Annotated in this window: 24 protein-coding genes; 15 read left to right on the forward strand and 9 right to left on the reverse strand. The window is 56.4% G+C overall.

Going from position 1 to position 22,745, the window contains the following annotated elements; all coding sequences use genetic code 11:
• Positions 1-54: 54 nt before the first annotated feature.
• The gene (locus MPQ_RS11040) at positions 55-759 is read left to right on the forward strand and encodes a 2'-5' RNA ligase family protein (RefSeq protein ID WP_238525306.1); all 705 of its coding nucleotides are present in this window, start codon (positions 55-57) and stop codon (positions 757-759) included.
• Between the two features lie 7 nt (positions 760-766).
• Here the strand turns inward: MPQ_RS11040 and MPQ_RS11045 are convergent, their stop codons facing one another.
• The gene (locus tag MPQ_RS11045; protein WP_013443029.1) at positions 767-1,495 is read right to left on the reverse strand and encodes a proteasome-type protease; all 729 of its coding nucleotides are present in this window, start codon (positions 1,493-1,495) and stop codon (positions 767-769) included.
• A gap of 137 nt (positions 1,496-1,632) precedes the next feature.
• Between MPQ_RS11045 and MPQ_RS11050 the strand changes: the two genes are divergently transcribed.
• On the forward strand, positions 1,633-2,688 hold the full coding sequence (locus tag MPQ_RS11050) for an aldo/keto reductase (RefSeq protein WP_013443030.1): 1,056 nt from the start codon (positions 1,633-1,635) through the stop codon (positions 2,686-2,688).
• Positions 2,689-2,707: 19 nt separating this feature from the next.
• Here MPQ_RS11050 and MPQ_RS11055 read toward each other — a convergent pair whose 3' ends face one another.
• Positions 2,708-3,592: a DUF3034 family protein gene (locus MPQ_RS11055; protein ID WP_013443031.1), complete on the reverse strand. Its 885-nt coding sequence runs from the start codon at positions 3,590-3,592 to the stop codon at positions 2,708-2,710.
• 141 nt (positions 3,593-3,733) lie between these two features.
• Between MPQ_RS11055 and MPQ_RS11060 the strand changes: the two genes are divergently transcribed.
• The 3 genes from MPQ_RS11060 to MPQ_RS11070 are packed head-to-tail and all read left to right on the forward strand — an operon-like array spanning position 3,734 to position 7,183.
• Positions 3,734-4,171 (forward strand): group 1 truncated hemoglobin, encoded by a 438-nt coding sequence (locus tag MPQ_RS11060; protein WP_013443032.1) that lies wholly within the window; start codon positions 3,734-3,736, stop codon positions 4,169-4,171.
• 18 nt (positions 4,172-4,189) lie between these two features.
• Entirely contained in the window at positions 4,190-4,819 is a 630-nt protein-coding gene (locus MPQ_RS11065) for a methylamine utilization protein (protein WP_041362362.1), read from the forward strand.
• Positions 4,820-4,834: 15 nt separating this feature from the next.
• Positions 4,835-7,183, forward strand: coding sequence for an EAL domain-containing protein (locus MPQ_RS11070; protein WP_013443034.1), 2,349 nt, complete (start codon positions 4,835-4,837; stop codon positions 7,181-7,183).
• Positions 7,184-7,224: 41 nt separating this feature from the next.
• Here the strand turns inward: MPQ_RS11070 and pyrC are convergent, their stop codons facing one another.
• Positions 7,225-8,259: a dihydroorotase gene (pyrC, locus tag MPQ_RS11075; RefSeq protein ID WP_013443035.1), complete on the reverse strand. Its 1,035-nt coding sequence runs from the start codon at positions 8,257-8,259 to the stop codon at positions 7,225-7,227.
• A 52-nt stretch (positions 8,260-8,311) separates the two neighbouring features.
• Positions 8,312-9,163 carry a 16S rRNA (cytidine(1402)-2'-O)-methyltransferase gene (gene rsmI / locus MPQ_RS11080; protein WP_041362363.1) on the reverse strand — a complete coding sequence of 284 codons (852 nt, stop codon included), beginning with the start codon at positions 9,161-9,163 and terminating at the stop codon, positions 8,312-8,314.
• Here rsmI and MPQ_RS11085 point away from each other — a divergent pair.
• From MPQ_RS11085 to MPQ_RS11105, 5 genes are read left to right on the forward strand one after another with little or no spacing between them, the layout of a single operon-like run.
• Entirely contained in the window at positions 9,155-10,804 is a 1,650-nt protein-coding gene (locus tag MPQ_RS11085) for a penicillin-binding protein activator (protein ID WP_013443037.1), read from the forward strand. The two genes, rsmI and MPQ_RS11085, sit on opposite strands and share 9 nt — an antisense overlap.
• A 5-nt stretch (positions 10,805-10,809) precedes the next feature.
• Complete coding sequence (locus MPQ_RS11090; protein ID WP_013443038.1) at positions 10,810-11,145, forward strand: YraN family protein; 336 nt, start codon at positions 10,810-10,812, stop codon at positions 11,143-11,145.
• Between the two features lie 17 nt (positions 11,146-11,162).
• On the forward strand, positions 11,163-11,753 hold the full coding sequence (locus MPQ_RS11095; protein WP_013443039.1) for a phosphoheptose isomerase: 591 nt from the start codon (positions 11,163-11,165) through the stop codon (positions 11,751-11,753).
• Between the two features lie 2 nt (positions 11,754-11,755).
• Positions 11,756-12,325, forward strand: a complete 570-nt coding sequence (locus MPQ_RS11100; protein ID WP_013443040.1) for a BON domain-containing protein — start codon at positions 11,756-11,758, stop codon at positions 12,323-12,325.
• 50 nt (positions 12,326-12,375) lie between these two features.
• Positions 12,376-12,672, forward strand: a complete 297-nt coding sequence (locus tag MPQ_RS11105; protein WP_013443041.1) for a DUF3579 domain-containing protein — start codon at positions 12,376-12,378, stop codon at positions 12,670-12,672.
• A gap of 108 nt (positions 12,673-12,780) precedes the next feature.
• Here MPQ_RS11105 and MPQ_RS11110 read toward each other — a convergent pair whose 3' ends face one another.
• On the reverse strand, positions 12,781-13,239 hold the full coding sequence (locus MPQ_RS11110; RefSeq protein WP_013443042.1) for a TlpA disulfide reductase family protein: 459 nt from the start codon (positions 13,237-13,239) through the stop codon (positions 12,781-12,783).
• A 2-nt stretch (positions 13,240-13,241) separates the two neighbouring features.
• Positions 13,242-13,862 carry a YqhA family protein gene (locus MPQ_RS11115; RefSeq protein WP_013443043.1) on the reverse strand — a complete coding sequence of 207 codons (621 nt, stop codon included), beginning with the start codon at positions 13,860-13,862 and terminating at the stop codon, positions 13,242-13,244.
• A 128-nt stretch (positions 13,863-13,990) separates the two neighbouring features.
• Between MPQ_RS11115 and MPQ_RS11120 the strand changes: the two genes are divergently transcribed.
• The gene (locus MPQ_RS11120) at positions 13,991-15,550 is read left to right on the forward strand and encodes a hypothetical protein (RefSeq protein ID WP_041362877.1); all 1,560 of its coding nucleotides are present in this window, start codon (positions 13,991-13,993) and stop codon (positions 15,548-15,550) included.
• Here MPQ_RS11120 and MPQ_RS11125 read toward each other — a convergent pair.
• A complete protein-coding gene (locus tag MPQ_RS11125) occupies positions 15,547-16,800 on the reverse strand; it encodes an EAL domain-containing protein (RefSeq protein ID WP_015830862.1) in 1,254 nt (417 codons plus the stop codon). The two genes, MPQ_RS11120 and MPQ_RS11125, sit on opposite strands and share 4 nt — an antisense overlap.
• 169 nt (positions 16,801-16,969) lie before the next feature.
• On the opposite strand from MPQ_RS11125, the gene trxA reads away from it, so the two are divergent.
• From trxA to MPQ_RS11145, 4 genes are all read left to right on the forward strand, one after another.
• Positions 16,970-17,296 carry a thioredoxin TrxA gene (gene trxA / locus MPQ_RS11130; RefSeq protein ID WP_013443046.1) on the forward strand — a complete coding sequence of 109 codons (327 nt, stop codon included), beginning with the start codon at positions 16,970-16,972 and terminating at the stop codon, positions 17,294-17,296.
• 140 nt (positions 17,297-17,436) lie between these two features.
• On the forward strand, positions 17,437-18,696 hold the full coding sequence (rho, locus tag MPQ_RS11135; protein ID WP_013443047.1) for a transcription termination factor Rho: 1,260 nt from the start codon (positions 17,437-17,439) through the stop codon (positions 18,694-18,696).
• Positions 18,697-18,872: 176 nt separating this feature from the next.
• On the forward strand, positions 18,873-19,115 hold the full coding sequence (locus tag MPQ_RS11140) for a type B 50S ribosomal protein L31 (RefSeq protein ID WP_015830863.1): 243 nt from the start codon (positions 18,873-18,875) through the stop codon (positions 19,113-19,115).
• A 132-nt stretch (positions 19,116-19,247) separates the two neighbouring features.
• Positions 19,248-20,897, forward strand: a complete 1,650-nt coding sequence (locus MPQ_RS11145; protein WP_013443049.1) for a glycosyltransferase family 39 protein — start codon at positions 19,248-19,250, stop codon at positions 20,895-20,897.
• Positions 20,898-20,951: 54 nt separating this feature from the next.
• Here the strand turns inward: MPQ_RS11145 and modC are convergent, their stop codons facing one another.
• Both modC and modB read right to left on the reverse strand, forming a co-directional pair.
• Complete coding sequence (gene modC / locus MPQ_RS11150) at positions 20,952-22,034, reverse strand: molybdenum ABC transporter ATP-binding protein (protein WP_013443050.1); 1,083 nt, start codon at positions 22,032-22,034, stop codon at positions 20,952-20,954.
• Positions 22,021-22,734 (reverse strand): molybdate ABC transporter permease subunit, encoded by a 714-nt coding sequence (modB, locus tag MPQ_RS11155; RefSeq protein ID WP_013443051.1) that lies wholly within the window; start codon positions 22,732-22,734, stop codon positions 22,021-22,023. The genes modC and modB overlap by 14 nt, the downstream gene beginning before the upstream one ends.
• Positions 22,735-22,745: the final 11 nt, after the last annotated feature.

Here is a 22,745-nt window from a genome sequence, read left to right on the forward strand (position 1 = left end):
GCCTTAGGATATCCACACATCCGCCTTCGCATGCCATCAGACAGCGCCATTATCTTGAGTTCAACTGCCGCAGACATCATCAGTACAACGAGTGCTGAGGAGATGGCCTCGCACACCACCGCCTGCCGGGCCGACAACTTTGTACGCTGGCATCTGGGCCGACCGTTTTATGCGGTATGGATAATAGAAGCGGATACGGTAGAGATGCGCGCCAATATCAGCGCGATGCGCCGTCATCTGGGCGACTGGCTGCTGCCGGACTATCGGCGCCAGCCGCATATCACGCTGGCGGTGTGCGGTTTTCCGCAAACCTATGCCACGGATGCGCACAGCTACACCGAGGCTGACTTTCACCGCGACATCGCCTGTTTGCAGACTTCATCGCCCGCCTCGCTGCAACTGAGCACGGGGGCGGCTGACAGCTTTACCACCGCGGCTTACCTGGGATTGAAAGGCGACATCGAACCCTTGCACGCAATGCGCGCCAGACTGCGCGCGGCCGAAACACAGTCTTATGTACCGCATATCACAGCGGGGTTTTACCGTCGGCGCCTCCCCATGACCGACGTGCAGCAGAAACTTGCCGCATTGGCATTGCCGGAAATATCGCTGGAAATAAACACGATCACGCTGGCCGTATATGCCAGCGCCGAGATTGCAGGAGGCCTGTTTCCCGTCTGTCGATACCATCTGCACGAGAACAAGCTGCAGATGGTGAAGTCAGGCTACCTGCCTTGGCACATGCCGGCTACCGCGTAAGCGAGCACTAGCACCAGTCTGGACTGGGTAGGCCACTGAAGACGGACTTCAGGCCTTCCGACCAGCCCTGACGGATGGTGGCGTAGTAGGGGTCTTTTTCTTCTATGCGCTGGCGACAGTTGGCGTTAAGGCTATCCACGCGATACAGCATGAGGTCGATAGGCGCCGCCACCGAGATATTGCTGCGGATGGTGGAGTCAAACGAGATCAGCACGCACTTCACCGCATCCATCATGTCGCTGTTGTACTTCACCACGCGGTCGATGATGGGTTTGCCGTACTTGGTTTCGCCAATCTGGAAATACGGGGTTTCGCGACAGCTTTCAATAAAGTTGCCGGCGGCGTAGATATTGAAGAGCCTGGGCTTTTCACCCTGGATCTGGCCGCCCAGCAGGATGCTGGCATTGAAGTCGGTATTGTGGTTCTTGAGATGCTCGGCATCGCGCTCAAACACTTCGCGCATGACATCGCCCACCAGCTGGGCGGCCTCAAACATGCTGCTGACATTATTGAGGTGTGCACCGTCTTCGGCCTTGATGGCTTCGCGCAGGCGATTGACCACGGCTTGCGTGATCGCCAGATTGCCCGCCGTCAGCAAGGTGATCACCCGCTCGCCCGGCACTTCAAAAATATTCATCTTGGGGAAGATGGCGACCTGATCCACACCAGCATTGGTGCGGGTATCCGAGGCAAATACCAGACCTTCATCCAGCAGCAGGGCAACACAATAAGTCATGAGATTGATCAGCAGATTTGAACAGAACTAGCATCATACTCACCCACCCTGCGGCCAACAACCCGTGACCGGCCCGGTTTCAGCTTTCTACGCAAATTGACGTACACTTTGGTTTTTACGCAACGCGCCCATATCCCATGCAATTACGCCCACTCGCCCACACCGACCTGCACGTTTCGCCTATCTGCCTGGGCACCATGACCTATGGCGACCAGAACACCGAGGCCGAAGCACATCAACAGCTGGATTACGCCATCGCCCAGGGCATCAATTTCATTGATACCGCCGAGATGTATCCGGTGCCGCCCAAGGCCGAAACCTACACCCGCACCGAAACCATGGTGGGCAACTGGCTCAAGCACCAGCCGCGCGACAAGATTATTCTGAGTGGCAAGGTGGCAGGCCCCCGGCGCGGCCTGGGCTGGATACGCGGCGGCCCTCCATCGCTGGATCGCGCCAACATCCGCGCCGCTATTGAGGGTTCTTTGCAGCGCATGCAAACCGACTATATTGATCTTTACCAGCTGCACTGGCCTGAGCGCAATGTGCCGATGTTTGGTCAGTATCAATTCGACCCCGCCCAGGAGTTTGAAAACGGCCAGCAAAAGGAATGGGTAAGTATACGCAACCAGCTGGAAACGCTGGCCGAGCTGGTGAAAGAAGGCAAAATCCGCTACATCGGGCTGTCTAACGAGCAGCCCTGGGGGTTGATGGAGTTTTTGCGTATTGCCAGGGAATACGATCTGCCGCGCGTGGCGACGGTGCAAAACTGCTACAACCTGATCAACCGCGGCATGGAATTCGGCATGACCGAGGTGCTGTATCGCGAAAACGTCGGCCTGCTGGCCTACTCGCCCCTGGCGTTTGGTCATCTCACCGGCAAATATATTGATGACCCCCAAGCCGTGGGCCGGGTCACCATGTTTCTGGGCTACGCCCAGCGCTACAAAAAACCGAATGTCGGCCCGGCCAGCGCCGCTTATGCAGCACTGGCGCGCCGCCATGGCCTGACTCCCACGCAGCTGGCGCTGGCGTTTGTCTATCAGCGCTGGTTTGTCAGCAGCACCATCATTGGCGCCTCCAGCATGACCCAGCTGCAGGAAAATATTGCCGCCTGGCAAACCCGCTTAAGCCCGGAGATCCTGCAGGAAATCGAGGCGCTGCACCTCACCTACATGAATCCGGCGCCTTGAGCTTTTTCATGGTCGGGGTTTAGAACCCGAGCTGACCCGACAGGTACCAGCCGGTCTGGTTATCCTTGTCGGCGATGCGGCCCAGATCCAGATAGGCTGCGGTAATCGAGAAGTTGCGGTGGGCAAACCAGGTGAGGAAGATATCCTTGGCGTCGTCTTCGCGATACACGCTGAGATTATTGGGCTTGCTGCGATACTCGGCCCCAAGCAGCGTGCGGTCGGTGAGCATGACAGCGGCTGACACGCCGAGCTGCGCACGGTAATCATCATGGCGGTCGCCACCAAAACCCAGCAGGCCAAACTGATTGGCCTTGGTCGCCTGCAAGGTCGCCCCCAGCAGCAGGTTATGCCCCCCCACAGCGTCCAGATACAGCTTGGTGGCGGCGACATAAAAATCTGCTCCGCTGGCATGCTTGGCGCCCAGCGCGGCGGGAATGCGATCAAAATCCTCGTTGTGCTTGAGATGCATGCCCACCGCCACCTGCGGCCACCAGCGATCCTGGTCATACACCGCATCGCCAAACAGGCGCAGTTTGATACCCGCCGTATTCATGCGTATGGTCTCGCCGTGCACCGTACTGCCCAGGCCAAAATGCTGCTGAGACAGCGACAGCTCAAGCCGGTTGGCAATGCCCACGCTGACCCCGACCACATTGAGATCAAAACCGCCGCGCGTGCGGGCCTCGGTATAAAAGCCGGTCGCACTGACCTGCTGGTCGGTGCTGTAGCCTGAAATCAGCGCCCAGGGCACCAGCCCGCCGCCACCAGAACCTTCCACCTGACTGACACCACCGGTTGCCAGCAGACGATCACCCGCCTGTGCTTGCCCAGCCATTGCCAGATTGAGCAACAGGCACATCCCCCATTTTTTCCATCGTCTTGCCATCATTTTTTCACGCACCATACTTATTCAATATCCGACACAATTAATTATTCGTTATGATGCCAAGGCATCACGCACGGAAAATCCAGCACATCAGGCTTGGCGCTGCGCCAGAATTGGCAGCATTCCCGTCGAAATCCATCATTTCAGTTACGGCATAAAATGCAAAACATGAAGCCATTCTCTATTGCCAGCCTCATCTTTTTAGTCGCCCTTGTGTGTGCCTGCAGCCCGGTCAAGCCCGAGCGCAGTCTGTATGATCGTATCGGCGGAAATGCGGTGTTGACGGCGGTGGTCGATGAAACCATAGACAAGGTCAGCCAGGACCCCAAAACCAGCCGCTCGTTTGATGGCGTGAAGCTGCCAGTGCTGAAAGAGAGCATTGTCAGCCAGCTTTGCTCACTCACCGGCGGCGGCTGTCAGTACGAAGGTGAAACCATGGAAAATGCGCATGCCGATGCTAAGATTACCAATGCCGAATTTGAGCTGATGGTGGATGCCATGCGCACGGCGCTGGATCACCAGCACGTGGGCACACGCGAAAAGAACGAGCTGCTGAAAATACTGGCGCCCATGAAACGCGATATCGTCGCGCATTAACTCTGTCAGGAATCCCCCATGCAGCCTTCCCTTCTCCGTCGTTCCCTCAGGCTGCTGACAGTGGCATTCCTGCTTGTTGCATACAGCACATGGGCAGCGGAGCTGACCATCACCGTCACCGATGCCAGTGGCACCCCGCTGCCAGATGCCGTGGTGTGGGCAGAACCCAATACCAAACTCGCCTTGCCCGTTCCTGGCACAGCAGCCGTCGAACAGAAAAACCGCCAGTTTCTGCCGCTGGTCAGCGTGGTGCAAACCGGCACCAGCGTAAGCTTCCCCAATCGGGACAAGGTGAAACATCATGTTTATTCCTTCTCGCCCGCCAAAACCTTTGAGCTGAAGCTGTATTCCGGCGTCCCCAGCACACCGGTAGTGTTCGACAAGGCGGGGACGGTGGTGCTGGGTTGCAATATCCACGACCAGATGCTGGCCTTCATCCGCGTGGTGGATACGCCTTATTTCGCCTTGAGCGACAGCACCGGCAAAGCCACCCTCACCAATGTGCCCAACGGCCCCTACACCCTGGCTGTCTGGCATTACGCGCAAAGCAACGAAAATGCCCTCTTTGAAAAAGCGATGGTAGTTAAAGCCGACGAACAAACTGCCGTTAAACTGGATATCAATACGAGCGCCCTCCAGAAACGGTAAAGAAACGCGATCACCATGCAGTTCAAAAGCCTACAAAGCCGCATGGCGGTGATCTTCCTCACGCTCATCCTCGCCATTCAGGTTGCGGGGTTTCTGGCGATCAAATACAGCATCAACAAAAACTCGCGCGCCGCGGTCAATGAGCAGCTGGAAATTGGCGAACGGGTATTCCTGAACCTGCTCAAGCAAAATGGCGACAGCCTGAGCCAGGGCGCCAAGATACTGGCGAGTGATTATGGCTTCCGGCAGGCCATTGCCAGCGTGGATTACGAGACCATCCTCTCCGCACTCAGCAATCACCAGTCGCGCATAGGCGCCGACATTGCCATGTTCGAATCCTCATCCACCGGCAACCTCACGATTTCCGGCAAGGTGTCGCATGTGGAAGCGGGCCCGATTGTCGACAAGCTGATCCAGGATGGGCGCCAGCAAGGCTATGCGCAAAGCTATGCCATCTTCAATCATCAGCCCTATCAACTGGTGGCCGTACCAGTCAAGGCACCGCTGACCATAGGCTGGATTATCATGGGCTTTCAGATCGACGATACCCTGGCCCAGAACCTGCACAAACTGAGCAATCTGGATGTTACCTTCATCAGCCGCTCCAATGGCAGCGACTGGAACTCCATGGCCTCCACACTCGGGGCGTCTCTCACCGAAAAACTGCTGGAAAAAGCCTCGGCCGGCCGCCTCACCGAATTGAGCATGGGCAATGCTGACTATGGCACGCGCTATGTCCCCATCATGGAGCATGGCGATGAGTCACTGGTCGCCATCCTGCAGCGCTCGATTGATGAAGCCACGGCGCCTTATCTCGTCCTGCAGCGCAATCTGCTGCTGCTCACCATGCTGGGCGCGCTGGTGTTCGCTTTGGTCATTTTTTATGTTTCCCGGCGCATCACCCAGCCGATTACCGAACTGGCCGCTACCGCCAGAAAGCTGGAAGAAGGCAATTTTGCCATCCGCCTCAACAGCAGCCGGGAAGATGAGCTGGGCAAGCTCAGCCGCGCCTTTGGCAGCATGGTGGATGCCATTGCCAGCCGCGAGCAAAGCATTACCCGACTGGCTTACTGGGATGAGCTGACCGGCTTGCCCAACCGCGCCTCGTTCCTGCGCGAATTGGGGCTGGCGTTGCAACAGGCGCAGGATCAGCAAGAGCATCTGGCGGTGCTGGTGATGAACCTGAACCACTTCAAGCAGATTAACAAAGTGCTGGGCCACGCCGCGGCAGATGATTTGCTGAGAGGCGTTGCGCAACGCCTGCAAAGCTCCATCCGGCAGGAGTCGGACCTGGTGGCGCGCCTGGGCGGTGATGAATTTGCCCTGCTGCTGCCGCGCACCGGCATAGCGAATGCCACCCATGTGGCGAACATGCTGCTGCAAAAACTGGAAGCCCCTATCAACATCGCGAACCAGTCGGTAGATATCAGTATGGGCATAGGCATTGCCTGTTACCCCGAACATGCCAGTGCCCAGGAAAAACTGCTGGGCAATGCCGAGATGGCCATGCATGTCGCCAAGGCCAAGCAATCTGGCGCGGTGCTGTTTGATCCGGCATTTGATATCAGCAGCCAGGGCAATTTATCGCTTGCCTCGGAGTTGCGGCAGGCCATTGCCACGAATGAGCTGGCCTTGTATGTGCAACCCAAGATTGACCTGCAGAATGGCAAGATCAGCGCGGTAGAAGCCCTGATCCGCTGGCGCCACCCGCAAAAAGGCCTGATGTTCCCGGATCAGTTCATTCCGTTTGCCGAACAGTCTGGTCTGATTTCACTTGTAAGCCTGTGGGTGCTGGCCGAAGCAGCCCGGGTAGAAGTAGCGTGGCGCAAGCTGGGTATTGATGCGCCGATTGCAGTCAATCTCTCAACCCGCGACCTGATTGACCAGGACTTGCCACACAAGATTCTGACCTTGCATCAGGATGCGGGGCTGGTACTCGGGGGCATTACGCTGGAAATCACCGAGAGCAGCATGATGGATGACCCGCAACGTGCGCAGCAAACACTGGAGCGCCTGTCGGACATGGGTCTGCAACTGTCGATTGACGATTTCGGCACCGGCTATTCATCGCTGGCCTATCTCAAGCGCCTGCCGGTGAGTGAGCTCAAGATCGACAAATCGTTTGTGCTGAAAATGGAAGAGGACGAAAGCGATCGCAAGATAGTCCGCTCGACCATAGACCTTGGCCATAACCTCAATCTCAAGGTGGTAGCGGAAGGGATTGAAAGTCGCGCCGCGTGGGACCTGCTAGCCAGCATGGGCTGCGACTTTGGTCAGGGTTATCACATCAGCAAGCCCATGCCAGCGGCGGATTTTCCGGCATGGCTGCAACGCTGGCAGGCACAGGAGCTACAAACCGCCTGATCCGGCCTGACTTTGGCAGCCCTTGGTAGCTGCCAATCTGGCTAAAGCAAACGCCAGCCTATGCTTTGACCTGCGCGTAATGGCACCAGTCGCTCCTCGCCCAGGGGCAAGTCGTCGGGCACCTGCCAGCTTTCTTTCACCAGCGTCACCGTGTCGGTATTGCGTGGCAGGCCATAAAAATCTGCCCCGTAAAAACTGGCAAACCCTTCAAGACGATTCAGCGCACCCGCCTCTTCAAAGGCCTCGGCATACAGCTCAATGCCTGCATGCGAGGTGTACATGCCCGCGCAACCACAGGCAGATTCCTTGGCAGATTGTGGATGCGGCGCGCTATCCGTTCCCAGGAAAAACTTGGGCGAACCCGAGGTTGCCGCCGCGACCAGCGCCAGCCGGTGATCCTCGCGCTTGAGGACGGGCAGGCAATAATGATGCGGCCGCATGCCACCGCTAAACATGGCATTGCGGTTCATCAGCAAATGGTGGGCGGTGATGGTGGCGGCGATATTGTCTGGCGACTCCGCCACAAACTGCGCGGCTTCCCGCGTGGTGATATGTTCGAACACCACCCGCAGCGCAGGAAAACGCTGCAACAGCGGGCGCATATTGCGCTCGATGAAGACCTTTTCGCGGTCAAACACATCCACATCGGCATCGGTCACCTCCGCATGCACCAGCAGCGGCAGACCCAGCTCCTGCATGGCTTCCAGTGCAGGCACACAGTGGCCGAGGTTGGTCACGCCGGAGTCGGAATTGGTAGTCGCGCCAGCAGGATACAGTTTTACGCCATGCACGATGCCACTGGCCTTGGCGAGGCGGATTTCTTCAGCGGAAGTTTTATCGGTGAGATACAAGGTCATCAGGGGTTCAAAGTGATCCCCAGGTTGCAAGGCCGCCAGAATGCGCTGGCGATAGGCTTGTGCCAGTTCGGTGGTCGTCACCGGCGGACGCAGGTTGGGCATGACGATGGCACGGCCGAAGCGACGCGCCGTGTCGGGCAAAACCGCCTGCAGGGCAGCGCCATCGCGCAAATGTAAATGCCAGTCGTCCGGGCGGGTAATGGTGAGGGAGGAGGTCATGTCAGGCTTCCACTATCTTTAAATTCAACAAAATAATTCAACTTCAATTCACTCAGTCTTGCGCGTCATTCAGCTGCAAGGCCAGTTGGTACAAGGCGTTCTTTTTGCCACCGGTAATATCCACCGCCAATTTTACCGCCTGTTTCAACGGCAGGTCGGCCAGCAGCAGGCGGAGTATGCGCTCTGCCTCGCGTGTATCGGCATCGTCTTCGGCTGGCGGGGCGGCTTCCACCAGCAGCACAAACTCGCCACGCTGGCGATTGGCATCGACCAGCAGCCAGTCATGCGCTTCGCCGAGCGGGCAACGGTGAAAGCTTTCAAAGGTTTTGGTCAGCTCGCGCGCAATGGTGATGCGTCTGAGCGGGCCCAGCACGGCGGCCATGTCCTGCACGCTTTCCAACACACGGTGCGGGGCTTCATAAAACACCAGCGTGGTCGGCTCATGCTCCAGGGCCTGCAGCTGTTTTTTGCGCTGGCTGCCGCTGGCTGGCAAAAAGCCGACAAACCGGAATCCGTTTTCAGTAATGCCCGAGGCAGATAAAGCGGCAATCACCGCACTGGCGCCCGGCACGGGCACCACGGTCACCCCGGCTTCACGCAGAATATCTACCACCACAGCTCCGGGGTCGCTGATACCAGGCGTGCCGGCATCGGTAATCAGGGCGACGGACTGTCCGGCCTGCAAGCGTTCCAGCAGGATTTCCGCCGAGCGGTGCTCATTGTGCTCATGCACGGCCAGCAGCTTTTTCTGGATGGCATAGTGGGCGAGCAGGCCGCCACTATGCCGGGTATCTTCCGCTGCAATCAGGTCTACCGTTTTCAGGGTTTCCAAAGCGCGTAAAGTAATGTCCTGCAAGTTTCCAATTGGCGTGGCTACAACATATAATGTGCCGATATGATTCAACGCTTACTCACTCTGCTGTTCATGTGCTTGTGGCTGAATGCGGGCCCGGCAGCCGCCGATACCGTCGCTACTGGCTCTCCCCTCAAGAAAACGCCCGAGACGCAATTCAGTCTCGGCATGGGCTGCCTGAAGAAACAGGATATTCCATGTGCGCAGCTGGCGCTGGCGAGCATTCCGGCCATGTCGCCGTATGCCAAGGTGTTGTCAGGCAACATCGCCGCCAGCCAGCAGGATTACGATCAAGCCTTGCTGATTCTGCTTCCCTTGCAAGCGGACAAATCGATATCCGCTGAGGCAAGCGCAAGTTTACACACAAGCTTGGCTCTCGCCTACGAAAACCAGGACGATCCATTGCGTGCGCTGGAGCAGTATGTCCAGGCGCAGTCAGGCCTGGCGGGCGATGCACTGCTCACTGCACAAAAGCAACTGTGGCAGTTTTTGAGCAGGACCAACAAGGTCGATCTGATTGCCATGCGTGGCAATATCACCGACACCACCCTGCAGGGCTGGATAGACCTGGCGCTAGCTGGACAGGATGGCTTGAGCCAGGATGACGTCAACCAATGGCGCAACGCCTATCCAGACCATGTTGCCATGGATGAATTGCTGGCGGCGCTCATCGTCAGCAGCGCGACCAGCTCCGCTGCCAATACAGCCGCCCCCGCCGCCAACACCAAGGCCTTGAGCGGTCAGATTGCGCTGATTCTGCCGTTTTCTTCTGAAGCCTATTACCCGGCATCCGATGCTATCGAGCGCGGCTTTGTTGCCGCTCAAACCATTGCCAACAGCAATGCCGAGGTCAAGATTTACGCAACCACTGGTGGCCGTGATGATTTCGCTGCCGTCTACCAGCAAGCCGTCAGCGAAGGTGCCAACTATATTGTCGGCCCGCTGACGCGGGATGAGGTGACAGCGCTGAGCGAACTGCCCGTTAGCCTGCCCACGGTGGCGCTCAATCAGAGTGACCTTGCCACCAGCAACCGCAATATCCATTTTTACGGGTTGGCTGTCGACAGCGAAGCCCAGCAGGTGGTGCGCATCGCGCGCGACCTTGGCATGCAGACCGCCACTATCGTCGGTACCGAAAGCAGTCTTTCGAACCGCATGATCAAGACTTTTGGTGATGCCTGGATAGCCGATGGCGGCCAGGTTAGCCAGCAATTTGGCGTCAATGAAGATACCGACATGAACGCCCTGAAAAGCGATATTCAGGCTCATCCCACCGACATGATCTTCCTTGCCACCACGGCCGATAATGCCCGCCAGATCCGCCCGGCACTGGATGCCGCGACGCCGACCTTTGGCCTGTCGCACATCTACGCCGGTGTGCTGGATAATGCGGATGATGCGCCGCTGCTGGCTGTGCGCTTTGTCGACATGCCATGGCTGCTGAGCCCGGATACCTTTGCCGCTTACAAACCGGCCGCACAGGATTTACCCAGCGGCGAAATGCAGCGCTGGTTTGCCCTGGGCGCGGATGCTTTCAGCCTGTTGCAAGCCGTGGTACAGCACCCTGGCTCGCCCGCCACCATCAAGGGTCTGAGCGGCACCTTGCGCCTGAATACCGATGGCAGTGTCAGCCGCGAGCTGGCAGTAGCCCGATTCGGCCGTAATGGCATCACCGTCGAGCGCCTGCCTTAATCCACGTGAACACCCAGGGCACTGAAGCCGAAGAGCGCGCTGCCATCTATTTGCAACAGCATGGGCTCAAACTGCTGGCACGCAATTACCGCTCGCGTTTTGGGGAAATAGACCTGATCATGCGCGATGGTGTGAGCCTGGTGTTTATTGAAGTCAGGATGCGCAAAAGCGAGCGCTTTGGTGGTGCTGCAGCCAGCATCACGCCGGCCAAGCAGAAAAAGCTGGTTCTCACGGCTGAACACTATTTGCAGCAACATGGCGCCAGCGTTTGCCGCTTTGACGCCGTTCTGCTGGATCAGGCATACAACATCGTATGGATACGCAACGCTTTTGAAGCTTGAATGAAAAGCCACAAGTCATGGACATCACAGAACGCATAGCCGGCCACTTTACCGAGAGCGCCAATCTCAAACTGCAACTGGGCGATCTGCTGGCGCGCCCGATTGTGGCGGCGGCCGAGATGATTGTGCAGGCCCAGCTCAACGAGAAAAAAGTGCTCGCCTGCGGCAACGGCGGTTCGGCGGCCAGCGCGCAGTATTTCGCTTCGCGCATGTTGAACCAGTTTGAAATGGAGCGCCCGGGCCTGGCCGCCGTGGCCATCAGCGCAGACAATTCAACGCTGACGGCCATTGCCAACCATGGGAATTTTGACCATATCTTTTCCAAGCAGGTGACGGCCCTCGGCCACACCGGCGATGTATTGCTCGCCATCAGCACCAGCGGCAACTCCCGCAATATCCTGCGCGCCATTGAGGCGGCCAAGGACCGCAACATGACCGTGATCGCACTCAGCGGTGGCGATGGGGGAGAGCTGGTTGAACTTCTGACGGATGAGGATATCCACATAGGCGTCCCGCACGACAATGCATCGCGCGTACAGGAAGCCTATATTCTGATATTGCATTGCCTTTGCGATGCAATTGATTGCACTTTACTAGGAGTCAACTAACCATGCGTTTCATCACCAAAGCGTTTATCGCTACCGCCCTCGCCACTCAACTGGCGGGCTGCTTCCCTGCGATTGTCGGTGGCGCCGCTGCCACCGGTGTCATGGCGGCAGATCGCCGTACATCCGGCATCTACATTGAAGACGAAGGCATTGAGCTCAAGGCCTCGCAACGCATTGCCAGTGAGCTAGGCGAAAACATTCACGCCAACGTCACCAGCTTCAACCGCAATGTGCTGATCACCGGCGAAGCATTCAATGCAGAAACCAAAGCCAAAGCCGAGTCGATTGTGAAGGAAGTGGAAAATGTCCGCAGCGTGACCAATGAACTGGTGGTGGCACCCAAGAGCTCATTAAGCTCACGCAGCAATGACACTTACATCACGTCCAAGGTAAAAGGCCGCCTGGTGACCGAAAACCGCTTCCCCGCCAATTACGTGAAAGTGGTGACTGAGAAATCCACCGTATTCCTGATGGGTCTGGTGACCAAACAGGAAGCTGCCGATGCTGTGGATATCGCCAGCGGCACCTCAGGCGTGGAAAAAGTGGTCAAAGTTTTTGAATACATGGACTAAGAGCGCACTGCTATAATCCGGATATTATTGAAATTTTTGGCAAAACGACCATGAGCTTACCTGACGAAATCATCATTGAAGGCCTGACCCGCGCAGGCAAACCGTTCCGGCCCAGCGACTGGGTGGATCGTATGTGCAGCACCTACGCCACCTTCGGGCCAGATCGCAAGCTGCGCTATTCACCTTACCTCAAGCCACGCGTCGTCAATGGCGTGCGTTGCCTGGCGGTGGATCTCAAGCTCAAGGTAGTGAATCCGGAAGGCTATACCCAGCTCATGCATTTTGCTGAAGAGAATCAACTCAATGTTCTGGATTCTGCCGGTAACAGCATTCCAACGCCAAACTAAGCGGTAAACACCATAAAAAACGCCACGTCGCACCTGCTGCGCGTGGCGTTTTTTTATGGGTGTATGCTTTATGGGTGCTATGTATAGCCGCCGTCCGGCAGCAAAAACTTATTTCCCCGAAACCACGCTTTCAATAAAGGCACGCGTGACCAGACCGCGCTTCACCTTCACCAGTTGTCCCTGCGGGTTGTAAAAGTAGGTAGTGGGCAGTACGGTATTGGGGCCAATCTGGGCAGCAACCTCCGCGTCCCCCAGCACTATCGGATAAGACATCAGCATGTCATCCACAAAATGGGCCACTTCGCCGGGGTTCTTGTATTCCCAGGCCACGCCGATCACGGCCAGATCCCGCTTGTGCCGCTGATCATGCAGGTTGACCAGATCCGGGACCTCTTCCAGACATGGCGGGCACCAGGTCGCCCAGTAATTCACCAGCACCCATTTCCCCTTGTAATCCGATAATCGCTGCACCTTGCCAGAGGTATCGCGCAGCTTGAACCCGTCTTCCGCCATGCTGATGCCACTCAGCATGAGCAACATGAAGGCGAGCAGAAGGCGGGCGTACATGGTCAGGATTTCTCTGTGGTATGCGGCTGATGCTCGGCGCTATGCTGAACAGGGTGCGGTTCACCATGGTGGGGCTCAGCGTGCTGGGCAGGGGCGGGATGATGCTCGCCGCGATGCATCAGGAATAAAGCCAGCCCGATGAGGGCGATGCTACCGCCGAAAGTGAGAAGATCCTGCGGGTCGGTCATTTTCATTTTGAGCGCATGCTCAAACAGCGAAACAATCATGATCATGACGATGACCTTGGCCAGACGGTTCTTGAGATCATCCAGATCGTGGATCACCAGCACACGGCTGGATGCCTTGCTACCCTGGGCCGCATCAATGTCGCTGATGAAGAGCTCATAAAGACCCAGCGAAAAAATCAGCATGATGGTAGCGAGCAGATAACCATCCACCACTTCCACCACATGCGAGACGGTGTCATCGTGAAGGGTTTTGCGTATTTCATTGGTCAGGTCCGGGTCAGCGTAATGCGCGACATGCTTGATCAGGAAAAACACATCGACGGTGGCGATGTAGAAAATGGCAAAGCCCGCGAGCAAACTGGCCACCACCGCCAGCATCACGACAAAACGGCTCTTCCATAAGATGCCCTCAAATACCTGTTCCAACCATTTCATTGCTGATGTTCCTATGTGATCCCTTGTTGCGGGCTATTCTAACTCATGACTGACAGAGCTTGCCGGGTTCACCGTGACAAAAGGCATCATAGGTCTTAACATTGGTTTACATACTCGTGGAAGGCAATATGGCATTAACACTCACTATTCCAGCACTTACCGACAAGCCCCTGATCCCTGCCGAGACACAGCCGCAAAAGCTGCAAACGCTGATGGGCCAGTGGCTGAAGTTGCCCATGCTGGAGGCCTCATCTGCCATGGCCGACGAGTTGGAAAACCTCAATCGGCAGGTCGTGCCTGCGGATGCCCGTTTTCGGGCGCTGGAAACCTATCGCCCGCTGGTTATCAGCATGAATCGACGCCTGGCAGGCATTTATGGCAAAGCCAGCCTGCCCTTGCCTGTAGAAGCACGTGCTTATGTCAAAATCGCGGAATCCTTGTGGCTGGAAATGGCGTATGGCTACAAAATTGCGCTGATCGACGAACAGCAGAAACTGTTCAAGATCAACAGTAACCCCAAGCATATGGCACTGCTATTGCTGCGCGCCTTTGAAGCCCTCAATGGCCTGATCCATATCTATTTTCAAACTTACTTTCCAGCGCCGGGCAGTGTATGGAGCGATATTCATCAGTTGTATCGCTATGCTGTCCAGGCCGAACTGCAAGACCTGCCCATTGAACAGGGTGAACGCAAAACCACCAGCATCAGCACGCAGTTCAAGCAGATATTGCTGATGGCACTGGCTGAGCCGCAGAACCTGACACCGTCTGAGATTCGTCGCGTGGCTGACTATATCGAGCGCCATGCCGCCCTGGCAGAACTGCATGCCACCGGGCGCATTGAAAATCCGGCGGCGGTATTTTTGGTCAAGCTCAACACCGATATGCCGCCCATAGCCTACAGCAAGCATGAGAGCCTACCCCCCACCGGCAGCGACCTTCTGCTGCTGACCATCCGCCTGGCGCGCATGGTGCATCAGCATATCCAGTTATTGCAAAAGAAAAACGCCATCATCAGCACGCATGAATTGCCGGATGATGCCACCGATGGACGTTATATCGATCTCTTGCGCTACTTGCTGCAGCATTGGGGCAAAGTGCCCAAGCGCGTGTTCAAGCGCTCGCGCAAGAGCAGCAGTGTATCCATGGTTATCGGCATGCCTGCCGCGCATGCCCTGGCGAATCGCGCGTGGCAGGGCAGCAAACCTGCCAGTGTCGGCCGTACCGGTCTGCTGTCAGAGCAACTGCAGGCGGCCCGCTGGGCGGTAGTCAACGTCAGCGCGGCAGGCATGGCCTTGCGCAAACCAGCCAAGCTCACCAGCCAGTTGCATGTGGGAGAAGTGATTGCAGTAAAAGAAGACCATATGCAGGGCTGGGCAACGGGCGTCATCCGCTGGGCCATGCATGATGAAAAGGACAATCTGGATATTGGCATCCAGCTCATTGCGCCGACCGCCAGGGCCATCGGCTTGCGCCGTCCGTCCCAGCCGTCTTTCGAGTTTGCGCTATTGCTGCCTGCCATCCACGCCTTGAAGCAGCAGGCCAGCATTGTCGGTGCCGTGGGCAGTTATTCACCAGACCGTATCATGGAGCTGGATTATGATGGCCGCACCCGGCGTATTGTACTCACCAGACTAGTGGAGCGTACGCATGGCTTCGAGCGCTTTCAGTTCACCGCGCTGGATTAAGCGCTGACATCCCAATCCAGGTCACAACACAGTACTTGCACAACGCCCATGGGCTTGATGGCGATGGATATCGTCAGGCAAAGCTCACCAGTGGCAATCGACAAATATGGCCGCGTCATCTGCACCTCACCGGGATTGCCCAGGGCGCGACGCAGGTAAGGCCGCCGGATCCAGTTGGCTCCTGAGCCATCGGCCAGGGGCTGATAGCGCACGCTCATGATGGAGCGGCGACTTGGTGCTACTTCACTGGTGCCTATCTGCACACCTTGCTGGTTAAGCAAATAGCAACGATCTACGCCAGGAATAGCCAGCAAGGCTTGCACGGCGCCGGATAGTGGCGCGCCAGCCTCTAATTGCTCAGATGCTTTGAGAAATGCAGCCACGGCATCCTGCATTTTCTGATGGCGAATCTCAGGCACGGTGGATTGCCGATAGCCCTGGAATAATTTGGCAATGGATTCGGAGCGGGTTTCCTGCAGCAGATAGGGCGCAGGCCGACCGAAATAATAGCCTTGCACCAGGTCTACATCGGTATCCATGGCGATAATGGCTTCCTGCTCGGTTTCCACGCCTTCGATCAACACCAGGCTACCTGCCTCGTGTATCAAAGACACCACGCCAGGCAATACGCGACGTGCCACCGCCGTGCTCGCCGCCTGCGTAATCATGGAACGATCCAGCTTGACGATATCAGGAGAAAGCCGCCATATACGCTCAAAATTGGAATGGCCAGCGCCGAAATCATCAATCGCCACCAGACAACCTAAATTCTTGTAAAACTGCACGGACTCGGAGAGTTGCGATTCATCTTCTATCGCTCCCTCAATGATCTCCACCACCACCATGGACGGCGGCACACCATAATGTTCCAGCAGGTCCTGAAAGAACTGCCCATAGTGCCTGCCGTTCACAATCACCTGCGGATTGATATTCAGGAACAGCCATTGGCCGGCTTGGCCCTGCTGCATGAAATTATGCATGTGCAAGGCACGCGACAAACGATCCAGCTCGACAATCTCAGCCTCGGTTATCGCCTGCTCAAAAATCCGCCAGACCGGCAGCGCCTGCTGTTGCTCATCAAACGCCCGGATCAGGCCTTCATAGCCCACCACCCGGCAATGCGAAAGACTGAAAATAGGCTGGAATGCACTACTTAAGCGCATTCCCTTGTAATTTGCTTGTGAATGCCCCATGTTGGGGATAGTGGCATCCTCGATCAGTTCGAGAATATCCATCAGAATTCTATTCATTTCGACAACACATGATTTTAGTATTGAACCTTCCCTGTAACCCGGCAATCATCAGCAATTATCATGCCGACATGAATACTTCACTTACGCGTCTTTTTTCGCTAGGATAGCGCAATACTTCGTTTTCACTATCTTAATTACAAGTCCCATTTTCTATAGAGGTTCACACATGAGCGACCATATTACCCATATTAGCGACAGCGCTTTCGAGCAGGAAGTGCTGCAATCCCAAGTGCCCGTGCTGGTTGACTACTGGGCTGAGTGGTGCGGCCCATGCAAGATGATTGCCCCTATCCTGGATGAAGTCGCAAAAGAATATGAAGGTCGCCTGAAAGTCGCCAAACTGAACATTGACGAAAACCAGCAAACACCTCCCAAGTATGGCATTCGTGGCATCCCTACCCTGATGCTGTTCAAGAACGGCAATGTAGAAGCCACCAAAGTGGGCGCCCTGTCCAAATCCCAACTAACTGCTTTTATTGACAGCAATATTTAATACCGCTACGCTTGCGCCTGATTTTGTGTTACCGTGATTCTTAACTCCACGCGTCATTCATCCAATTAGAAATCAGGCGCTAATTCCCTAGCAGTTCACTGCACTCCCTGCAGTTTCGATTTTCAGCGAGCCCTCCTCTTATGCATTTATCCGATCTAAAACATCTTCCCGTGACCGAACTGGTCGAAATGGCGATCGCCAACGAGATTGAAGGCGCGAGCCGCATGCGCAAGCAGGACCTCATCTTTGCTCTGCTGAAAAACAAAGCCAAAAAGGGAGACAGCATTTTTGGGGATGGCACGCTGGAAGTATTGCAGGATGGATTTGGGTTTTTACGTTCACCCGACACCTCCTACCTGGCAGGTCCGGACGACATCTATGTTTCCCCTTCGCAAATTCGACGCTTCAACCTGCATACCGGCGACTCCATCATGGGGGAGATTCGCACCCCCAAAGACGGCGAACGCTACTTTGCCCTGGTAAAAGTCGACAGCGTCAACGGCGAAGCCCCAGAAAACACCAAGCACAAAATCCTGTTTGAAAACCTCACCCCCCTCTTCCCCACCAAGCCTCTCGTACTCGAACGCGATATTCGCGGTGAAGAGAATGTGACCGGCCGCGTCATTGACATGATCGCGCCTATCGGCAAAGGCCAGCGCGCCTTGCTCGTGGCCCCGCCGAAATCCGGCAAAACGGTCATGATGCAACACATTGCCCACGCCATTACCGCCAATCACCCGGATGTTAGCCTGATCGTGCTGCTGATTGACGAACGTCCGGAAGAAGTGACAGAAATGACCCGCTCGGTGAAGGGCGAAGTGGTTGCCTCCACCTTCGACGAACCCGCCACCCGACACGTTCAGGTCGCAGAAATGGTGCTGGAAAAAGCCAAGCGCCTGGTCGAGCACAAAAAAGACGTGGTGATCCTGCTGGATTCGATCACACGTCTGGCGCGCGCCTACAACACGGTAGTACCGGCCTCCGGCAAGGTACTGACTGGCGGCGTAGATGCCAATGCATTGCAACGTCCCAAGCGTTTCTTTGGCGCTGCCCGCAATATTGAAGAAGGCGGCTCGCTGACCATCATTGCCACCGCGCTGGTCGATACCGGCTCGCGCATGGATGATGTGATTTACGAAGAATTCAAGGGCACTGGCAATATGGAAATCCACCTGGATCGCCGTATGGCCGAAAAACGCCAATACCCCGCCATCAACGTCAACAAATCCGGCACCCGCCGCGAAGAGTTGCTGATTGAAAAAGACATCCTGCAAAAAATCTGGGTACTGCGCAAACTGCTCTACCCCATGGATGATCTCGAAGCGATGGAGTTCCTGCTGGACAAACTCAAGGCCACCAAGAACAACGCCGATTTCTTCGACTCCATGCGTCGAGGCTAAAAATCAGGGCAGCTTGCTGCTCGATCAGCGGAAAATCCCCTTTTTCTGCCACAACAGGCAACTTGCAGGCGAGTATTGCAAAAGAACCATTGAATCAATATAATGCTCACCTTTCGCAGTTGTCGCATGTGAACCACTACCCGCCGCACATACCGGCCAATTTGAGGTAAATGATTATGAAATCAGGCATTCATCCTGAATATCGCGAAGTTGTTTTCCAGGACATCGGCGCCGATTTTAGCTTTATTACACGTTCTACCATCTCCACACGTGAAACCATCAAGTGGACTGACGGTAAAGAATATCCACTGGTGAAGATTGAAGTTTCTTCGCAATCGCACCCGTTCTACACCGGCAAGCAAAAGATTCTGGATACTGCTGGTCGCGTTGAGAAATTCCGCCAAAAGTACGGCATGTAATTTCTTGTGCACATGCACGCAAAAAGGCAGCCTGGGCTGCCTTTTTCATTTGTGTCGCACCAAGCCCGGCCTATCGGCAGACTGGGCGCATGACATCGTATACACTGCAGCAGTAACCTCTTGAGATAGCACATGGCTTTTGAGCTGGAACATGACTGGCAAGGCAATCTGGCCACACCACGCGCCCGCATAGGCGAGAGCGCAAAAACGCGTTTGCTTATCCTCCTGTGCGCAGTGTGGGTATGCCTGGGCCTGATCAGCCACGCCCCCTGGAAGCCTGACGAATCCCAAGCCATCAATATCGTCAAATCCATGTTGCACGGCCATGCCCTGATTGCCCCCGTAGTCGCGGGTGACAGCACGATAGAAAATCCACCGCTGTACTACCTCAGCGCCGCTGGCATGGCAAAAGTGTTGCAGCCATGGCTACCGATGCACGATGGCGCCCGCCTGGTAAGCGGCGTATGGATGGCACTCACCCTGTTGCTGGTTGGCATGCTGGGCCGGGAACTATGGGGGCGCGGTGCCGGGCGCCAAACCACGTTTATCTTCCTGGGATCGCTGGGGCTGGTTGTTTCCGCCCACTTGCTGATGCCAGAGGTGGCAGCCCTCACGGGCTCCGCCATGGGCCTGTATGCGCTGGCACTGGCCAAGCGTCGTCCGTATCGCGCCAGTGCCTTGCTGGGATCGGGCATAGGCATCTGCTTCCTGACGACCGGCTTGCTGTATGCCATCCCGATTCTGTTCACCGCCCTGCTGCTGCCCATTCTCTTCAGCACCTGGCGTACCCGAAGCTATGCCATTGTTCTCGGCCTGAGCATACTGGTGGCGGCCCCCTGGCTGGCCATATGGCCGCTACTGCTCTGGCACACATCGCCTGACCTGTTTGCCGCATGGCAACATTCCAATAGCGAGCTTTTCACGCAATCCAGCCATGTGTACTTCCTGAATACGCTGGCATGGTTTTCGTGGCCAGCACTGCCCATTGCGCTTTGGGGCTTATGGCGCTATCGCACGGTACTGCTGCTAAAACCCCGTTTTCAGTTACTGATTACATTCTTTGCCATCAGTTTTATCGTGATTGGTTTTGGTGCCAATACGCGCGAGATTTACGCCCTGCCTTTATTGTTGCCATTAGCCGTATTGGCCGGTGGCAGCGTTGAAACGCTGAAGCGCGGTGCCGCCAGCGCATTGAACTGGTTTGGTCTCATTCTGTTTGGCATGATCGGCTTCCTCATCTGGCTGGGGTGGTTTGCCATGATGACGGGCTGGCCCGAAAAGCTGGCCGAACGCATGCAGTTTCTTTCCTCAATTCACCATCCGGTGTTCAACTGGATTGGCTTTGCCGCTGCTTTTCTCATCACGCTGATCTGGCTGGCCGTTGTCATTAACGCCAAACGCTCAATACGTGCTGCAGTGACGGACTGGGCCGTCGGCATCACCATGGCCTGGAGCCTGCTGATGGCACTATGGTTACCATGGATTGATACTGCCAAGAGCTATGGCCCGGTGATGAGCAGCATGCAAAAAGCCCTGCCGGCCAATTACCACTGCATGGTGGAGCGGAATCTGGGCAGCTCCCAATACGCCTTGCTGGATTATTACCTGGGCATTCGCCCTCACGCCGCGGAATCGCATGCAGGTCGTCGCTGCGATCTGTATCTGATTCAGGATGAACGTGGTCGGGCCAAGTTCCAGCCGGGCCCGGAATGGAACATGATCTGGCACGGCAAACGCGCGACAGACCGCCGCGAAAGCTTCAGGCTGTATCAGCGCAATTAATATCAACGGGCTTCAAATGCCCGGTTTTAACATCCGCGACAACGCTCCTGCCCCTCACAAGGCCTGACCGTAAAGGTGCAAGGCCTGGGTTTTAATCAGCGCATGCACTTTCATTCCCGGGCTTAGGGCCAGATCCTGAATGGCCTTTGCACTTACCTCTGCCACCAGCGTATGCGTATCCAGCACCACATCGACCAGCATGCGGTGATCCACCTGCCGCATTTGGCCCAGCGTGCCAGGCAGCTGATTCTGTATGCTGATGCCTGAAACCGGCTCGCTCGCCAGAGCGACATTGGACGCCGCCGTGGAAATGGTGATGCGATCGCCCACCGCCCCTGCGGAAAGCGGGATAAACAGCGATTGTGCGCCGAGCCTGGCAACTGAGTAGCCTTCTGCCGGATGATGCGAAAGCAATTCCACCTGCAGCACATTTTCCATGCCTAGTGAGCGCGCCAGAGCAAGCACCTGGGTATCCCGCATCACATCCACAAAGTCACCATAGCCAATCACGTGCCCCTGCTCCAGCACCAGCATGCGCGAGGTCAGTTGCAGCACCTCATCAATAGCATGGCTGACATACAGCATGGGGATATCAATCTCGTCGCGCACGCGCTGCATGAACGGCAGAATCTGCATCTTGAGCCTGACATCCAGCGATGCCATCGGCTCATCCAGCAACAGGAGACGCGGTGAGCTCAGCAACGCTCGCCCAAGTGCGACCCGCTGCCGCTGACCACCTGAAAGCTGATGCGGCTTTTGCCGCAACAAAGCGCCTAGCTCAAGCAGCTCAACAATCTGCGCCAGGCTGAAGCGACGCTGCTCACGAGGCAATCGATGGTAGCCATATTCCAGATTGCGGCTGACAGTGAGATGCGGGAACAGCCGGCTATCCTGAAACACCATGCCTATCCTGCGTTTGTGCAAAGGCAGGTCAATGCCGCGTTCGGTATCCAGCAGGCATTCGCCATCCAGCACCAGTCGCCCGGCATCCGGTTTGACCAAGCCTGCCAATGTCCCCAGCAAGGTCGTTTTGCCTGCGCCGGACGGGCCAAACACGCCGGTGACACTATCATCGAGCGTGACGTTGACGCGCGTGGCAAACTCCCCGCGGCGCAGCGCATAATCAAGCTCTATCATCGCCACTCCCGATGCGACGCAAGGCGCGCTGTTCCATGACATTACTGAAATAAAGCGCCGCAAATGCCAATAACAAACTCAACAAGACGAGGCGCAGCGCAGGCATATCGCCTCCCGGTATTTGCGTATAGGTGTAGATCGCCAGCGGCAATGTCCGTGTTTCCCCTTCAATATTGCCCACAAAGGTAATCGTGGCGCCAAACTCGCCCAGGCTGCGGCTGAACGCCAGCACCATGCCCGTGAGAATACCGGGCAAAGCCAATGGCAAGGTGATACTGAAAAATACGCGCAATGGGTGTGCGCCCAAAGACTGCGCAGCCAACTCCAGACCGCGATCAACCTGGCTGACGGCCAGTCGCGCCGATCGCACCATCAAGGGCAAGGCCATGATGGCCGAGGCGACCACCGCCCCCATCCAGGTAAACGCGATACTGATGCCAAATGTCTCCTGCAGCCATTTGCCCAGGAAGCCCTGACTGCCAAACAGCAGCAGAAGCAGAAAGCCCGGCACCACGGGCGGCAGCACCAATGGCAAATGCACCACACTATCCAGCAAGGCCTTGCCGAAAAAGCGCTTGCGGGCCAGCCCCCATCCCAGCAATACGCCGGGGATGAGAATCAGCAAGGTACAAAAGAAGGCAACTTTGGCGGATAGCCATAAGGCCGCCATTTCCTCAGGAGTTAACTGCAATATCGACACCAGAACACGCC

The organism is Methylovorus sp. MP688 (genome assembly GCF_000183115.1).
In the GTDB taxonomy this organism is placed as follows: Bacteria; Pseudomonadota; Gammaproteobacteria; order Burkholderiales; family Methylophilaceae; genus Methylovorus; species Methylovorus glucosotrophus.

Coding starts and splice junctions, on each gene's coding strand:
- MPQ_RS11145 (WP_013443049.1), top strand. CDS start 19,248: ATGGCTTTTGAGCTGGAACATGACTGGCAAGGCAATCTGGCCACACCA.
- MPQ_RS11125 (WP_015830862.1), bottom strand. CDS start 16,800: ATGAATAGAATTCTGATGGATATTCTCGAACTGATCGAGGATGCCACT.
- MPQ_RS11100 (WP_013443040.1), top strand. CDS start 11,756: ATGCGTTTCATCACCAAAGCGTTTATCGCTACCGCCCTCGCCACTCAA.
- MPQ_RS11120 (WP_041362877.1), top strand. CDS start 13,991: ATGGCATTAACACTCACTATTCCAGCACTTACCGACAAGCCCCTGATC.
- MPQ_RS11115 (WP_013443043.1), bottom strand. CDS start 13,862: ATGAAATGGTTGGAACAGGTATTTGAGGGCATCTTATGGAAGAGCCGT.
- MPQ_RS11050 (WP_013443030.1), top strand. CDS start 1,633: ATGCAATTACGCCCACTCGCCCACACCGACCTGCACGTTTCGCCTATC.
- pyrC (WP_013443035.1), bottom strand. CDS start 8,259: ATGACCTCCTCCCTCACCATTACCCGCCCGGACGACTGGCATTTACAT.
- rho (WP_013443047.1), top strand. CDS start 17,437: ATGCATTTATCCGATCTAAAACATCTTCCCGTGACCGAACTGGTCGAA.
- modC (WP_013443050.1), bottom strand. CDS start 22,034: ATGATAGAGCTTGATTATGCGCTGCGCCGCGGGGAGTTTGCCACGCGC.
- MPQ_RS11060 (WP_013443032.1), top strand. CDS start 3,734: ATGCAAAACATGAAGCCATTCTCTATTGCCAGCCTCATCTTTTTAGTC.
- trxA (WP_013443046.1), top strand. CDS start 16,970: ATGAGCGACCATATTACCCATATTAGCGACAGCGCTTTCGAGCAGGAA.
- MPQ_RS11085 (WP_013443037.1), top strand. CDS start 9,155: ATGATTCAACGCTTACTCACTCTGCTGTTCATGTGCTTGTGGCTGAAT.
- MPQ_RS11065 (WP_041362362.1), top strand. CDS start 4,190: ATGCAGCCTTCCCTTCTCCGTCGTTCCCTCAGGCTGCTGACAGTGGCA.
- MPQ_RS11095 (WP_013443039.1), top strand. CDS start 11,163: ATGGACATCACAGAACGCATAGCCGGCCACTTTACCGAGAGCGCCAAT.
- MPQ_RS11055 (WP_013443031.1), bottom strand. CDS start 3,592: ATGGTGCGTGAAAAAATGATGGCAAGACGATGGAAAAAATGGGGGATG.
- MPQ_RS11110 (WP_013443042.1), bottom strand. CDS start 13,239: ATGTACGCCCGCCTTCTGCTCGCCTTCATGTTGCTCATGCTGAGTGGC.
- MPQ_RS11140 (WP_015830863.1), top strand. CDS start 18,873: ATGAAATCAGGCATTCATCCTGAATATCGCGAAGTTGTTTTCCAGGAC.
- MPQ_RS11045 (WP_013443029.1), bottom strand. CDS start 1,495: ATGACTTATTGTGTTGCCCTGCTGCTGGATGAAGGTCTGGTATTTGCC.
- MPQ_RS11070 (WP_013443034.1), top strand. CDS start 4,835: ATGCAGTTCAAAAGCCTACAAAGCCGCATGGCGGTGATCTTCCTCACG.
- MPQ_RS11105 (WP_013443041.1), top strand. CDS start 12,376: ATGAGCTTACCTGACGAAATCATCATTGAAGGCCTGACCCGCGCAGGC.